Source organism: Planococcus kocurii, assembly GCF_001465835.2.
GTDB classification, from domain to species: domain Bacteria; phylum Bacillota; class Bacilli; order Bacillales_A; family Planococcaceae; genus Planococcus; species Planococcus kocurii.
Genome location: NZ_CP013661.2, coordinates 1,628,564 through 1,644,544, shown reverse-complemented (window position 1 = coordinate 1,644,544; position 15,981 = coordinate 1,628,564). Strand labels below are relative to the sequence as shown.

The 15,981-nt window shown below is 41.6% G+C and carries 10 protein-coding genes; all 10 read left to right on the top strand.

The features are described from left to right. Nucleotides 1–19 precede the first annotated feature (19 nt). The 10 genes from rpoB (at nucleotide 20) to ilvN (ending at nucleotide 15,955) form a co-directional block, all read left to right on the top strand. Nucleotides 20–3,574, top strand: coding sequence for a DNA-directed RNA polymerase subunit beta (rpoB, locus tag AUO94_RS08175; RefSeq protein ID WP_058386740.1), 3,555 nt, complete (start codon nucleotides 20–22; stop codon nucleotides 3,572–3,574). Between the two features lie 107 nt (nucleotides 3,575–3,681). Then, nucleotides 3,682–7,287 (top strand): DNA-directed RNA polymerase subunit beta', encoded by a 3,606-nt coding sequence (rpoC, locus tag AUO94_RS08170; protein ID WP_058386739.1) that lies wholly within the window; start codon nucleotides 3,682–3,684, stop codon nucleotides 7,285–7,287. Nucleotides 7,288–7,425: 138 nt separating this feature from the next. Next, on the top strand, nucleotides 7,426–7,674 hold the full coding sequence (locus AUO94_RS08165) for a ribosomal L7Ae/L30e/S12e/Gadd45 family protein (RefSeq protein WP_058386738.1): 249 nt from the start codon (nucleotides 7,426–7,428) through the stop codon (nucleotides 7,672–7,674). A gap of 98 nt (nucleotides 7,675–7,772) precedes the next feature. Next, nucleotides 7,773–8,192, top strand: a complete 420-nt coding sequence (gene rpsL, locus AUO94_RS08160) for a 30S ribosomal protein S12 (RefSeq protein WP_058386737.1) — start codon at nucleotides 7,773–7,775, stop codon at nucleotides 8,190–8,192. 44 nt (nucleotides 8,193–8,236) lie between these two features. Further along, the gene (rpsG, locus tag AUO94_RS08155) at nucleotides 8,237–8,707 is read left to right on the top strand and encodes a 30S ribosomal protein S7 (RefSeq protein ID WP_058386736.1); all 471 of its coding nucleotides are present in this window, start codon (nucleotides 8,237–8,239) and stop codon (nucleotides 8,705–8,707) included. 51 nt (nucleotides 8,708–8,758) lie between these two features. Further along, on the top strand, nucleotides 8,759–10,837 hold the full coding sequence (fusA, locus tag AUO94_RS08150) for an elongation factor G (protein ID WP_058386735.1): 2,079 nt from the start codon (nucleotides 8,759–8,761) through the stop codon (nucleotides 10,835–10,837). Nucleotides 10,838–10,951: 114 nt separating this feature from the next. Next, complete coding sequence (gene tuf, locus AUO94_RS08145) at nucleotides 10,952–12,139, top strand: elongation factor Tu (protein WP_058386734.1); 1,188 nt, start codon at nucleotides 10,952–10,954, stop codon at nucleotides 12,137–12,139. 325 nt (nucleotides 12,140–12,464) lie between these two features. Then, nucleotides 12,465–13,364, top strand: coding sequence for a branched-chain-amino-acid transaminase (ilvE, locus tag AUO94_RS08140; protein ID WP_058386992.1), 900 nt, complete (start codon nucleotides 12,465–12,467; stop codon nucleotides 13,362–13,364). A 354-nt stretch (nucleotides 13,365–13,718) separates the two neighbouring features. After that, nucleotides 13,719–15,446: a biosynthetic-type acetolactate synthase large subunit gene (ilvB, locus tag AUO94_RS08135; protein ID WP_058386733.1), complete on the top strand. Its 1,728-nt coding sequence runs from the start codon at nucleotides 13,719–13,721 to the stop codon at nucleotides 15,444–15,446. Beyond that, complete coding sequence (ilvN, locus tag AUO94_RS08130) at nucleotides 15,443–15,955, top strand: acetolactate synthase small subunit (protein WP_058386732.1); 513 nt, start codon at nucleotides 15,443–15,445, stop codon at nucleotides 15,953–15,955. Before ilvB ends, ilvN begins: the two co-directional genes overlap by 4 nt. Nucleotides 15,956–15,981: the final 26 nt, after the last annotated feature.

Below are 15,981 nucleotides of genomic sequence, written 5' to 3'. Positions count from 1 at the left end.
TTATTGAGGGGTGAATAAGTTGGTAGGTCAACTAGTTCAGTACGGTCAACATCGTCAACGCAGAAGTTTTTCGAGAATCAGTGAAGTGCTGGATCTTCCGAACTTGATCGAAATTCAATCATCATCTTATGAATGGTTTCTCGAAGAAGGGCTTCGCGAAATGTTCCGAGATATTTCACCGATTGAAGATTTCACAGGGAATCTATCACTCGAGTTTGTTGATTACAGTCTCGCGGAACCGAAGTATCCAGTCGATGAATCGAAAGAGCGCGACGTTACTTACGCAGCACCTTTGCGTGTTAAAGTGCGTCTGCACAACAAAGAAACAGATGAAGTAAAAGAGCAGGATGTCTTCATGGGAGATTTCCCATTAATGACAGAAACGGGTACTTTCGTCATCAATGGCGCAGAACGCGTTATCGTTTCCCAGTTAGTTCGTTCGCCAAGTGTTTATTTCCACGACAAGACAGATAAAAATGGTAAAAAAGGCTTTGGAGCAACTGTTATACCTAACCGTGGAGCATGGTTGGAGTACGAAACAGATGCGAAAGATGTCGTGTATGTCAGAATTGATCGTACACGTAAATTGCCAGTAACAGTTCTTTTAAGAGCTCTTGGATTTGGATCAGACCAAGAAATCATTGATTTGCTTGGAGATAACGAATTCCTTCAAAACACACTTGAAAAAGATAATACAGAGAGCACAGAAAAGGCGCTTCTTGAAATTTATGAACGCTTGCGCCCTGGTGAGCCACCAACGGTTGAAAGTGCGAAGAGCTTACTATATTCACGCTTTTTCGACCCAAAACGCTATGACTTAGCAAATGTTGGTCGCTACAAAATGAACAAAAAGCTCCATATTAAAAACCGTCTTTTCAACCAAACAATTGCCGAAACATTGGCAGATCCTGAAACAGGTGAAATTTTAGTTGAAGCAGGGACATTAATTGATCGTCGTGTACTGGATCGTTTAATTCCAAACTTAGAAAACGGTGTTGGTTTCCATACGGTTTCTCAAGTAGGTGGCGTTCTAGAAGGTGAAGTTACTTTACAGTCGATTAAAATTTATGCGCCGAACAACGAAGATCAAAAAGAAATCACTGTGATTAGTAATGCTTATATAGAAGATAAGATTAAAAATGTAACGCCAGCGGATATTATTTCTTCTATTAGTTACTTCTTTAACCTTCTTTACGGTGTTGGAAACACAGATGACATTGATCATCTTGGTAACCGCCGTTTGCGTTCAGTAGGTGAGCTTTTACAAAACCAATTCCGTATTGGTTTGTCTCGTATGGAGCGCGTCGTACGTGAGCGTATGTCGATTAACGATACACAAGCCATCGTACCTCAACAATTGATCAATATCCGCCCGGTTATTGCATCAATTAAAGAGTTCTTCGGTAGTTCTCAGCTTTCTCAGTTTATGGATCAAACGAATCCACTTGCTGAATTGACACACAAACGCCGTCTATCGGCTCTTGGGCCCGGTGGTTTAACGCGTGAACGTGCAGGTTTTGAAGTGCGTGACGTTCACTATTCACATTATGGCCGTATGTGTCCAATTGAAACCCCTGAGGGCCCGAACATTGGATTGATCAATACACTTTCAACATTTGCGAAAGTGAATAAGTTCGGTTTCATTGAAACTCCTTATCGTCGTGTAGATGGTGAAACTGGCTTAGTTACACAGCATATTGATTACTTGACTGCGGATGAAGAAGATAACTATGTAGTCGCTCAAGCCAACTCGAAATTAAATGACGATGGATCATTTGTTGAAGAAGGCATTGTGGCACGTTTCCGCGGGGAAAACACAATTTACAAACGCGGCAGCATTGACTATATGGATGTTTCTCCGAAGCAGGTCGTTTCCGTAGCAACAGCTTGTATTCCGTTCCTAGAAAACGATGACTCCAACCGAGCATTAATGGGAGCGAACATGCAACGTCAAGCAGTTCCTTTGTTAAATCCGGAAGCTCCTTTTGTAGGAACTGGAATGGAACATTTGGCGGCACGTGATTCTGGTGCAGCTGTGGTGGCAAAAAATGACGGTATTGTAGAGTTTGTGGAAGCAAAAGAAATTTCAGTTCGCCGCATCGAAGTTGTGGATGGCAATGAAGTTAAGGGTGACTTGGATGTCTACAGATTGCAGAAATTCGTTCGTTCGAACCAAGGGACAAGTTATAACCAACGCCCAATCGTTAAAGTTGGAGACCGTATTTCTAAACGTGATATTCTAGCCGATGGACCTTCAATGGAGCGCGGAGAGATGGCATTGGGAAGAAACGTACTGGTAGCCTTCATGACGTGGGACGGCTTTAACTACGAAGATGCGATCATCATGAGTGAACGTTTAGTGAAAGACGATGTTTACACATCTGTCCACATAGAAGAGTACGAATCTGATTCACGTGATACAAAACTTGGGCCAGAAGAAATTACGCGCGATATTCCGAACGTAGGGGAAGATGCATTACGTAACTTGGATGACCGTGGAATTATCCGTGTCGGAGCTGAAGTAAAAGATGGAGATATTCTAGTTGGTAAAGTAACACCTAAAGGCGTTACTGAATTAACTGCTGAAGAACGTCTTCTTCATGCTATTTTTGGTGAAAAAGCACGCGAAGTTCGCGATACATCGTTGCGAGTTCCTCACGGTGCTGGCGGTATTGTATTAGACGTTAAAATCTTCAACCGTGAAGATGGAGATGAGTTACCACCGGGTGTTAATCAGCTAGTCCGCGCATACATCGTTCAGAAACGTAAAATTTCTGTGGGTGATAAAATGGCCGGTCGTCACGGAAACAAAGGTGTTATTTCAAGGATTTTACCTGAAGAAGATATGCCATTCATGCCTGATGGCACGCCAGTCGACATTATGTTGAACCCACTGGGTGTACCGTCTCGTATGAATATCGGTCAGGTGCTTGAATTGCATCTTGGAATGGCTTCTCGTTCACTTGGAATTCATATGGCTTCATCTGTATTTGATGGAGCGAATGAAGAAGATGTGTTGGAAACAATGGAAGAGTCAGGTATGCCACTTGATGGTAAGACGATTCTCTATGATGGCCGTTCTGGGGAAGCGTTCGATAACCGTGTGTCTGTAGGGATCATGTACATGATCAAACTTGCTCACATGGTTGACGATAAATTGCATGCCCGTTCAACTGGACCTTACTCATTGGTTACTCAACAACCACTGGGTGGTAAAGCACAATTCGGTGGACAGCGTTTTGGTGAGATGGAAGTATGGGCACTAGAAGCATATGGTGCTGCACATACATTACAAGAAATCTTAACAGTCAAGTCGGATGATGTTGTAGGTCGTGTGAAAACGTATGAAGCAATTGTTAAGGGCGAAAGTGTACCGGAACCAAGTGTACCGGAATCATTTAAAGTTCTAATCAAAGAGCTTCAAAGTTTAGGTATGGACGTTAAGATGTTGACGATTGATGATGAAGAAATTGAATTACGCGATTTGGATGAAGAAGAAGATCTTCAGCCTGCGGATTCATTAAATATCCTACCAATCGCAGATAAAGAAGCACCGGTTGGAACAATTGATTAATAACGATTGGATTCGAACGGCTGTAACCGGCCGTTCTCCATTTATTCGCTTAGCCATTACCGAGGAAGAGCCGTACAGAAACTCGAGACAAAAGGGAGGTAGGCTCCTTGATAGATGTTAATAATTTTGAGTATATGAAGATCGGATTAGCGTCACCCGATAAAATTCGCTCATGGTCTTATGGAGAAGTCAAAAAGCCAGAAACAATCAATTACCGTACACTAAAACCTGAAAAAGATGGTTTGTTCTGCGAACGTATTTTCGGTCCTACGAAGGATTGGGAATGTCATTGTGGTAAATACAAACGTGTTCGTTATAAAGGTGTTGTCTGTGATCGTTGTGGCGTTGAAGTTACACGTTCAAAAGTTCGCCGCGAGCGCATGGGGCATATTGAATTAGCTGCTCCAGTTTCACATATTTGGTATTTCAAAGGAATTCCGAGCCGCATGGGACTTATCTTAGATATGTCACCGCGTTCACTTGAAGAAGTAATTTACTTTGCTTCTTATGTAGTAATCGATCCTGCAGATACACCACTTGAAAAGAAACAGCTTTTATCTGAAAAAGAATACCGCGCTTACCGTGATAAGTTTGGCAAGAAATTCCAAGCGGCTATGGGAGCAGAAGCAATCAAACGTCTGTTACAAGAAATTGACCTTGAGCGCGAAACGGATTCTTTAAAAGAAGAGTTAAAAACGGCACAAGGTCAACGTCGTACTCGTGCGATTAAACGCCTTGAAGTCGTTGAGTCATTCCGTAACTCAGGAAACAACCCTGATTGGATGATTTTAGATGTGCTTCCTGTTATTCCACCTGAACTTCGTCCGATGGTTCAATTAGATGGAGGCCGCTTTGCGACTTCCGATTTAAATGACCTTTATCGTCGTGTAATCAACCGGAACAACCGTTTGAAACGTCTTTTGGATCTTGGTGCACCAAGCATTATCGTTCAAAACGAAAAACGCATGCTTCAAGAAGCTGTTGATGCATTAATTGATAATGGTCGTCGTGGCCGTCCGGTTACTGGACCTGGTAACCGTCCATTGAAATCTCTTTCTCATATGTTAAAAGGTAAACAAGGACGCTTCCGTCAAAACCTTCTTGGTAAACGAGTAGATTATTCAGGCCGTTCAGTAATCGTAGTTGGACCTAACTTGAAAATGTACCAATGTGGTTTGCCAAAAGGAATGGCAATTGAATTGTTTAAACCTTTTGTGATGAAGGAATTGGTTGAACGTGGATTGGCTCATAACATTAAGAGCGCAAAACGTAAAATCGAACGTCTTCATTCTGAAGTTTGGGATGTACTGGAAGATGTTATCAAGGAGCATCCGGTTCTATTGAACCGAGCACCAACTCTTCACAGACTAGGTATTCAGGCATTTGAACCAACGTTAGTTGAAGGAAAAGCAATTCGCCTTCACCCGCTTGTATGTACTGCATACAATGCCGATTTCGATGGTGACCAAATGGCTGTTCACGTACCTTTATCATCTGAAGCACAAGCAGAAGCAAGACTACTAATGCTTGCAGCTCAAAACATTTTGAATCCAAAAGACGGAAAACCTGTTGTAACACCATCTCAGGATATGGTTTTAGGAAACTATTACTTAACACTTGAGCGTAAAGGTGCTACAGGAGAAGGCGCTACTTTCTCAGGACCTGAAGAAGTCATGATCGCTTATCAAACAGGCCATGTGCATTTGCATACACGTATTGCGATTCAAGCTGGAGCTGTTAACAACCCGACGTTCACAGAAGAACAAAACAAAATGCTTTTGTTGACATCTGTTGGTAAAATTATTTTCAATGAAATTCTGCCGAAGTCATTCCCATATATCAATGAACCGACTGACTTTAACTTGCAGGTGGAAACGCCAGCGAAATACTTTGTTGCTACAACAACGGATATTCGCAAGCATATTGAAGAAGCCGAACTTGTAACGCCATTTAAAAAGAAAATTCTCGGAGAAATTATTGCTGAAGTATTTAAACGTTTCCATATTACGGAAACTTCAAAAATGCTAGATCGCATGAAGAGTCTTGGATTTAAGTATTCGACACAAGCCGGCATTACTGTTGGTGTGTCAGATATTGTAGTTCTTCCAGACAAGGGAGAAATTTTAATTAGCGCACAAGAAAATGTAGACAAAGTAATGAAACAATTCCGTCGTGGATTGATTACAGAAGAAGAACGCTATGCACGTGTCATTTCGTATTGGAGTAATGCAAAAGATATCATTCAGGGCAAACTGATGGCATCTCTTGATAACTTAAACCCAATCTTTATGATGAGTGATTCCGGAGCTCGTGGTAATGCTTCCAACTTTACACAGCTTGCTGGTATGCGCGGATTGATGGCCAACCCGGCTGGGCGTATTATCGAACTTCCGATCAAATCATCCTTCCGTGAAGGATTGACAGTACTTGAATATTTCATCTCAACTCACGGTGCTCGTAAAGGTCTTGCCGATACAGCACTTAAAACAGCCGATTCTGGTTACTTAACTCGTCGTTTAGTAGATGTTGCACAAGATGCAATTGTTCGCGAAAATGACTGCGGAACTGATAGAGGCTTGTTGGTAGGGGCGTTAATGGAAGGCACAGAAGTGATTGAAGAGCTGCACGAGCGTATCGTTGGTCGTCATGCTAAGAAAACAATTCGCCATCCGGAAACTAAAGAGATTATTGTAGCGAAAGATGAACTGATCACACAAGACTTGACTCGTCTCATTCTTGAGGCAGGCATTAAAGAAGTGACAATTCGTTCTGCGTTTACATGTAACACAAAACACGGTATTTGTAAGAAATGTTACGGAACGAACTTGGCAACTGGAGACGAAGTTGAAGTGGGCGAAGCAGTTGGTATTATTGCGGCTCAATCAATCGGAGAACCAGGAACTCAGCTTACGATGCGTACATTCCATACAGGCGGTGTTGCAGGAGACGATATTACACAAGGTCTTCCGCGTATCCAAGAAATATTTGAATCGCGTAATCCGAAAGGTCAAGCCGTTATTTCTGAAATTACAGGTACCGTTACTGAAATTGACGAAATTCGCGAAGGCCAAAAAGAAGTAACGATTCAAGGTGACGTTGAAACGCGTAAATACTTAGCACCTTATAATGCTCGTATCAAGGTTCAAGTAGACGATGCTATTGTTCGAGGCGAAGTATTGACAGATGGTTCAATTGATCCGAAACAATTGCTACAAGTAAAAGACGTTCAAGCTGTTCAAGTTTATCTATTGAAAGAAGTTCAAAAAGTATACCGTATGCAGGGTGTTGAAATCGGCGATAAGCACGTAGAAGTTATGGTTCGTCAAATGTTCCGTAAAGTTCGCGTAATTGAAGCCGGTGATACTGAATTGCTACCAGGTTCACTTTTGGATATTCATCAATTTACTGAAGCTAATGTTAAAGCGGTTCTAGAAGGTAACTTACCAGCGACAAGCCGTCCCGTAATTCTAGGGATTACAAAAGCTTCTCTTGAAACAGAATCATTCTTATCAGCCGCATCTTTCCAAGAAACGACTCGCGTCTTAACAGATGCAGCGATTAAAGGGAAACGTGATGAGCTTCTAGGATTGAAAGAGAACGTTATTATCGGTAAACTTGTTCCAGCTGGAACAGGAATGCAGCGTTACCGTCAAATCAGAATTGCTCAAAGCGAAAAAGCGGCGAAGCAAGAAAGTGTCGGTACAGAGTCATAAAATGAATGTATTAGATTCCGGGGAGGTTCTAAATAATCTCCTCGGGATTTTTTAAGAATTCAGTTGACAGCATTAGCATAGAATGATAACATGTTAAGGGTTGATGGTTAACGGTCTAACGCTTTGGAGGATATGTGAATGTCTAATGAAAAAGTAAAACAGACAAGTGAAATGATCATCGGTACAAAGCAGACAGTAAAAGCAATAAAAAGCGGTATTGTCCAAGAGATAATAGTGGCAAAAGACGCAGACGATCGAATGACCGAACAGATTATCCAACTAGCTTTAGAAAAAGGTATTCGGATCGGATTTGCAGATTCACGATTGAAGCTTGGCAAAGCATATGGCATTAATGTCGGTGCAGCTGCTGTGGCGATTACTGGATAACAGTTTTTGTGTAAATCACAAAGACTTTGTTTTTTACCCAAAAATGAACCACCTGGATATGTGGTATTAGAACACCTTTTGAGAGGAGGAAAAAATCGATGCCTACAATTAACCAATTAGTTAACAAGCCTCGTAAACCGAAGACTACTAAATCGGGTTCACCAGCGCTAAACAAAGGGTATAACAGCTTCAAAAAGGCTCAAACTAACGTGACATCACCACAGAAACGTGGAGTATGTACTCGTGTTGGTACAATGACACCGAAAAAACCAAACTCCGCATTGCGTAAATATGCGCGTGTACGTTTGACAAACCAAATTGAGGTTAATGCTTACATCCCTGGAGAAGGTCACAACCTTCAAGAGCACAGTGTAGTTCTTCTTCGCGGCGGACGCGTAAAAGATTTACCGGGTGTACGTTACCATATCGTACGTGGAGCACTTGATACAGCTGGAGTAAACGGCCGTATGCAAAGCCGTTCTAAATACGGAACTAAACGTCCTAAAGTAAAAAAATAATATCTTAAATTAACGAAGAGAATTCGTTGAAAGGAGGAACATACATGCCTCGTAAAGGTCCTGTAGCTAAACGTGATGTGTTGCCAGATCCAATTTATAATTCAAAATTGGTGACACGCTTAATTAATAAAATGATGGTTGACGGAAAAAGAGGTACTTCACAAAAAATCTTATACGGAGCGTTTGAGTTAGTTAAAGAACGCAGCGGTAAAGATCCAATTGAAGTATACGAACAAGCTTTGGCTAACGTTATGCCAGTTCTTGAAGTACGCGCTCGCCGTGTTGGTGGTGCAAACTACCAGGTGCCGGTTGAAGTTCGTCCAGAACGTCGTTCAACTCTAGGTCTTCGCTACCTTGTAAACTATTCACGTCTTCGTGGAGAGAAAACAATGGAAGAGCGTTTGGCTAATGAAATTTTAGATGCTGCTAACAACACTGGTGCAGCTGTTAAGAAACGCGAAGATATTCATAAAATGGCGGAAGCAAATAAAGCATTTGCTCACTATCGCTGGTAATTTCTTTCGAGATGTTTACATCTTAATCCGAAACGGAAGGAGAAAAACAACATGGCTAGAGAGTTCTCCTTAGACAAAACACGTAATATCGGGATCATGGCACACATCGATGCTGGTAAAACGACTACTACGGAGCGTATTTTATACTACACTGGTAAAATCCACAAAATTGGGGAAACGCATGAAGGTGCTTCTCAAATGGACTGGATGGAGCAAGAGCAGGAGCGCGGAATTACAATTACGTCTGCTGCTACAACGGCTTCATGGAAAGAACACCGTGTTAACATTATTGATACTCCAGGACACGTAGACTTCACTGTTGAAGTTGAACGTTCGTTGCGCGTACTTGATGGTGCGGTTACAGTTCTTGATGCTCAATCAGGTGTTGAGCCTCAAACTGAAACTGTTTGGCGTCAAGCTACAACTTACGGAGTTCCACGCATCGTATTTATCAACAAAATGGATAAAATCGGCGCGGACTTCTTATACTCTGTAGGTACGTTGCATGAGCGTCTACAAGCTAATGCTCACCCGATTCAGTTGCCAATCGGCGCAGAAGATAACTTTTCAGCAATCATTGATTTAGTTGAAATGAAAACACATTTCTACGCTAACGATTTAGGAACTGAAATTACTGAAGGTGAGATTCCTGAAGATCACAAAGAACTTGCTGAGGAATGGCACACTAAATTAGTGGAAGCTGTTGCTGAGCTTGACGAAGATTTGATGGAAAAATACCTTAGTGGCGAAGAAATTACTGTTGAAGAACTTAAAGCTGGTATCCGTAAAGGAACACTAGACGTTGAGTTTTATCCAGTAGTTTGCGGAACTGCATTTAAAAACAAAGGGGTTCAATTAATGCTTGATGCAGTAATTGATTACCTACCATCTCCATTAGACGTACCACCAATGACTGGTGTTCTTCCGGACTCAGACGAAGAAGTATTACGTAAACCTAGCGAAGACGAGCCATTCTCAGCGCTTGCGTTTAAAGTAATGACAGATCCATATGTTGGAAAGTTAACTTTCTTCCGTGTGTATTCTGGTTCTCTTAAATCTGGTTCATATGTTCAGAACTCTTCTAAAGGTAAGCGTGAGCGCGTTGGACGTATCCTACAAATGCATGCAAACTCTCGTGAAGAAATCGCTGAAGTATATTGCGGAGATATTGCTGCTGCTATCGGCCTTAAAGATACATCAACAGGTGATACGTTAAGTGACGAGAAACAACAAGTAATTCTTGAGCGTATGGTATTCCCAGAACCAGTTATTTCACTTTCTGTGGAGCCTAAATCTAAAGCCGATCAAGATAAAATGGGTCAAGCCCTTGCTAAATTGCAAGAAGAAGATCCAACTTTCCGTGCGCATACTGACCAGGAAACTGGCCAAACAATCATCGCGGGTATGGGTGAACTTCACCTTGATATCCTAGTTGACCGTATGCGTCGTGAATTCAACGTAGAAGCTAACGTGGGTGCACCTCAGGTATCTTACCGTGAGACATTCCGTCAGTCTGCTAAAGTTGAAGGTAAATTCGTGCGCCAGTCAGGTGGACGTGGACAATTCGGACACGTTTGGATTGAGTTCTCTCCAAACGAAGAAGGAGCAGGTTTTGAATTTGAAAATGGTATCGTTGGTGGTGTTGTTCCGCGTGAATACATCCCAGCAGTTGAAGCGGGTCTTCGCGACTCTCTAGACAACGGTGTTATTGCCGGATATCCTTTGATCGATATCAAAGCTCGTTTGTTCGACGGATCTTACCATGATGTTGACTCGAATGAAATGGCATTTAAAGTAGCTGCTTCTATGGCACTTAAAAATGCAATTTCTAAAGTTAATCCAGTTCTTCTTGAGCCTATCATGCGCGTTGAGGTTGTTATTCCTGAGGAATACCTTGGGGATATCATGGGTGACATTACGTCACGCCGAGGCCGCGTAGAAGGTATGGACGCTCGCGGAAACGCACAAGTTGTTCGTTCTATGGTACCTCTTGCACAGATGTTCGGTTATGCAACTTCATTGCGTTCAAATACGCAAGGCCGTGGTGTGTTCTCAATGCACTTCGATCACTATGAAGAAGTACCGAAATCAATTTCTGAAGAAATCATCAAAAAAAATAAAGGTCAATAATTGAATTTTGATCTTTAATCACGTATAAATAGTTTGTATGCTGAGAATAATAGGGCCCTATTATTCCGGCACTTCAAACAAACATTCACTTACATTTCGAGGAGGATTTTTCTAATGGGAAAAGCTAAATTTGATCGCTCTAAAACACACGCAAATATTGGTACAATTGGTCACGTCGATCACGGTAAAACAACTTTGACTGCAGCAATCGCTACAGTTCTTGCTAAAAAATCAGGCGGAGAAGCTCGTTCTTACGCTCAAATCGATAACGCACCTGAAGAAAAAGAGCGCGGTATCACAATCAATACTTCACACGTTGAGTATGAAACTGAATCTCGCCACTACGCACACGTAGATTGCCCTGGACACGCCGATTATGTTAAAAACATGATTACTGGTGCTGCTCAAATGGACGGCGGAATCTTAGTAGTATCTGCTGCTGACGGCCCAATGCCACAAACTCGTGAGCACATCCTTCTTTCACGTCAAGTTGGTGTTCCTTACCTAGTTGTATTCATGAACAAATGCGATATGGTAGATGACGAAGAACTTCTTGAACTAGTTGAAATGGAAGTCCGCGATCTTCTTTCTGAATATGACTTCCCTGGCGATGACATTCCTGTCATCAAAGGATCTGCTCTTAAAGCTCTTGAAGGAGAAGCTGAGTGGGAAGACAAAATCGTTGAATTAATGAACGCGGTTGATGAGTATATCCCTACTCCACCACGTGATACTGAAAAACCATTCATGATGCCTGTTGAGGATGTATTCTCAATCACTGGCCGTGGAACTGTTGCTACTGGACGCGTTGAACGCGGACAAATCAAAATCGGTGATAACGTTGATATCATTGGTCTTACTGAAGAACCAAAATCTACAACTGTAACTGGTGTAGAAATGTTCCGTAAATTACTTGACTATGCTGAAGCTGGCGACAACATTGGCGCACTTCTTCGCGGAGTTTCTCGTGATGACGTTCAACGTGGACAAGTATTGGCTAAACCAGGCACAATTACTCCACATACTGAATTCAGAGCTGAAGTTTACGTTCTTTCAAAAGAAGAGGGTGGACGTCACACTCCATTCTTCACAAACTACCGTCCACAGTTCTACTTCCGTACAACTGATGTAACTGGTGTTTGTAACCTTCCTGAAGGTGTAGAAATGGTTATGCCTGGAGATAACATCGAAATGATCGTTTCTCTAATCTCTCCTATCGCACTTGAAGAAGGAACTAAGTTCTCTATCCGTGAGGGTGGACGTACTGTAGGCGCTGGCGTTGTTGCTACAATTACTAAGTAATAACTGCTAAGTGTTAAAAAAGACCCTATCTCATTACTAATGAGATAGGGTCTTTTTTGCGTTGTCACCATGAATAATAGAGATTTATTGCTTAAATAGCTAGTTGTTCGTAAAATATTCAAACTTTTTAATTAATGTTACAAATGCAGTATTAGCAACAATGAAAACGGATACATTTATTGTTAATATTCAAAATTGGCTAAAAACTTCAATTAAGCTCATTGACACGCTTCTTAATAGACGATATGATAGCAACAATTTACAAAACACATACAGAATTCGATATATTGCATATTATAAAATTTCTGAGAAAGAAGTGGACATCATGAGTGGACAAGTAATTTATATGAATGGCGAATTCGTAAAAAAGGAAGACGCTAAAATTTCAGTTTATGATCATGGATTTTTGTACGGTGATGGAGTATTCGAAGGAATCCGTTCTTACAATGGAAATGTTTTCCGGCTGGAAGAACATCTGGAACGACTCTTTGATTCTGCAAAATCAGTAATGCTTGAGATTCCACACACTTTCGAAGAAATGACCAATATTGTTGTTCAAACACTTAGAGAGAATAAGTTTAAAGACGCTTATATTAGACTCATCGTTTCAAGAGGGGTGGGCAACCTTGGGTTAGATCCTTACAGTTGTTCTCATCCAAGTGTAATTGCAATAGCTGAACCCCTATCCCTGTTTCCGAAATCAATGTATGAAACAGGAATCGAAATTGTTTCAGTGGCTACACGAAGAAGTCGTTCAGACGTACTGAGTCCAAAAGTTAAGTCCTTGAATTACATGAATAATATTTTAGTAAAACTTGAAGCTAACCTTGCAGGCGTTTCTGAAGCGCTTATGTTAAATGACCAAGGTTATGTAGCTGAAGGTTCAGCTGATAACATCTTTATTGTTCGAAAGGGAAAAATAATCACTCCTCCGGGTTATGTAGGAGCGCTTGAAGGAATTACACGAAATGCAATTATGGATGTAGCTGCTCAAAAGGGCTATGACATGCAAGAAGGTGTTTTCACAAGACATGATGTGTATGTTGCAGATGAAGTATTTTTAACAGGAACTGCTGCTGAAGTCATTTCTGTCATCAAAGTAGATGGTCGAGTAATCGGTGAAGGAAAACCAGGTCCAATCACGAATGATTTGTTGGAATCATTCAGAGAACTTGTTCAGAACGACGGCGTGAAAGTTTATGAAGATCATCTAAACGTAGTTTAAACAGAATTTCTAGAATCAAATATACGTTCAACTCAATGACGAGGTTAAAGCAAATGGAATCCGTATTTACAGAGAGCCGGTACAGGTGGAAGCCGGTAATACAACCATTTGCGACATCCCCTCTGAGTGGATTGCTGAAAAGCTTCGGCTGTTTAGGTAGTCCCGGTGACTTGCAAGTGAAAAGTCATCGTTATCAATGGATAAGCATTGCTTATCCATGAGGCTGCGGTTGCGCAGTGAAATAGGGTGGTACCATGAAACTTTTTCATCCCTATACGAAGAACATGTTTCTTTGTGTAGGGATGAAAAAGTTTTTTTTATTTCACAAGAAACTTAAAAAAGGAGGCGGAAAGATTGGGAGTAAACGTACAGGTTAGAGAAGAAGTTAAACAGGAATTGACAGGCAGTGGTGCAGACATACTGATTCAGTCTTTAAAAAATCAAGGCGTAGAAATCATATTCGGCTATCCTGGAGGCGCGGTGCTACCGATTTACGATGCCTTACACAAAAATCCGATACGCCACATCTTAGCAAGGCATGAACAAGGCGCTATTCACGCAGCTGAAGGATATGCAAGGGTATCAGGTAAAACAGGCGTTGTACTTGCAACATCTGGTCCCGGTGCTACGAATTTAGTGACAGGAATTGCAGATGCTATGCTGGATTCCTTGCCGTTAGTCATTTTTACGGGTCAGGTGGCGACTTCAGTCATCGGAACCGATGCTTTTCAGGAAGCTGATATCATCGGCATCACACAACCGATTACAAAGCATAATTATCAAGTGAAAAAAGTAACGGATCTACCAAGAATTATTAAAGAAGCTTTCTACATTGCTTCTACTGGACGTCCAGGGCCGGTTCTAGTAGATATACCGAAAAACATTGCGACGGAATTGTTCTTATCTACTAAAGAAGAAGAGGCAGTCTATCTGCCGGGATATCAGCCGACGACTAGCCCTAATTTTTTACAAATTCAAAAAGCTGCGCAAGTGTTGTCACAATCAAAAAAACCTTTGATCTTAGCGGGGGCTGGCATACTTGCTGCTAAAGCGACAGAAGAGCTAAAGAAATTCTCAGAAAAACATCAAATTCCAATTACTAATACGTTACTCGGGCTAGGAAGTATTGGAGGCGAACACGAATTATTCCTCGGAATGGCGGGGATGCACGGTACCTATACAGCCAATACAGCAATTTGTGATTGTGATGTGTTATTAAACATTGGCGCCAGATTTGATGACCGGCTAACTGGTAACCTGGCTAACTTTGCACCAAATGCTCAAGTTATTCATATCGACATTGATCCAGCAGAAATCGGCAAAAATGTACCGACCGCAATTCCGATTGTTGCAGATGCAAAAGAGGCGTTGGTCCAGTTGCTCAATCAATCATTTGAAAGTCCGAATACTACGGAGTGGCTAGGGGAATTATTCGAGAATAAAGCAGAATATCCACTTCAGTATCATGTAAAAGGTCGGGAAGGTATCCTTCCTCAACAAGCGGTAGAGCTGATTCATCGTTTGACTAGAGGCGATGCAGTGGTAACGACTGATGTTGGTCAGCATCAAATGTGGGCAGCTCAATATTATCGTTTCAATAATCCACATAACTGGGTAACTTCAGGTGGCTTAGGTACAATGGGCTTCGGTTTTCCGGCAGCGATTGGTGCGCAACTAGCAAAACCCGATGAGCAAGTAATTTCTATTGTTGGAGATGCTGGATTCCAAATGACTTTGCAAGAACTGTCCTTGCTTCAAGAGCTTCGTCTTCCGGTGAAGATTGTCATTTTAAACAATCAAAGCTTAGGAATGGTAAGACAATGGCAGGAAACGTTTTATGAGAGTCGCTATTCTCAATCGTTGATGCCCGTTCAACCTGATTTTGTGAAACTGGCTGAAGCGTATGACGTTAAAGGTTACAAAGTAGAAACGATGGAAGAAGCAGAAGTGGTGTTTGCAGAAGCAATTAATTCAAACGAGCCGGTTTTGATCGATTGTCGGGTGGTGCAACTAGAATGTGTTTATCCTATGGTAGCGCCAGGCAAAGGCTTGAATGAAATGATCGGAGTGAAAGGTGAATGAAACGAGTCATTACAACGACGGTAATCAACCAAAGTGGTGTGTTAAATCGCGTCACGGGTTTGCTTATGAAGCGGCAGTTTAATATCGAAAGCATCTCTGTTGGTCATACAGAACAGCCTGGCATATCAAAAATGACTTTTGTCGTCAATGTAGAAGATAGAGGGAAATTAGAACAATTACTAAAACAACTACAAAAACAAATTGATGTACTTAAAGTGAATGATATTACAGATAAAGCTATGGTCATGAGAGAGCTTGCACTAGTAAAAGTAGTTGTACCACCAGCAGTCAGAAATGAAGTGCTCAGTATCGTTGAGCCGTTTCGAGCAACAGTGGTTGATATGAGCAAAAATGTAACAACATTTCAAGTGACAGGCGACCCGGAAAAGATTGAAGCATTTATTGATCTGATGAGACCTTATGGTGTCAAAGAGCTGACCCGAACCGGTGTATCAGCTTTTGTCAGAGAAACACAAAAAACGCAGGCACCCCAATTAAACATCCTATAAAAAACCAAACTCGAGGAGGAAATTAA

Coding starts and splice junctions, on each gene's coding strand:
- AUO94_RS08165 (WP_058386738.1), top strand. CDS start 7,426: ATGTCTAATGAAAAAGTAAAACAGACAAGTGAAATGATCATCGGTACA.
- rpsL (WP_058386737.1), top strand. CDS start 7,773: ATGCCTACAATTAACCAATTAGTTAACAAGCCTCGTAAACCGAAGACT.
- rpsG (WP_058386736.1), top strand. CDS start 8,237: ATGCCTCGTAAAGGTCCTGTAGCTAAACGTGATGTGTTGCCAGATCCA.
- fusA (WP_058386735.1), top strand. CDS start 8,759: ATGGCTAGAGAGTTCTCCTTAGACAAAACACGTAATATCGGGATCATG.
- tuf (WP_058386734.1), top strand. CDS start 10,952: ATGGGAAAAGCTAAATTTGATCGCTCTAAAACACACGCAAATATTGGT.
- ilvE (WP_058386992.1), top strand. CDS start 12,465: ATGAGTGGACAAGTAATTTATATGAATGGCGAATTCGTAAAAAAGGAA.
- ilvN (WP_058386732.1), top strand. CDS start 15,443: ATGAAACGAGTCATTACAACGACGGTAATCAACCAAAGTGGTGTGTTA.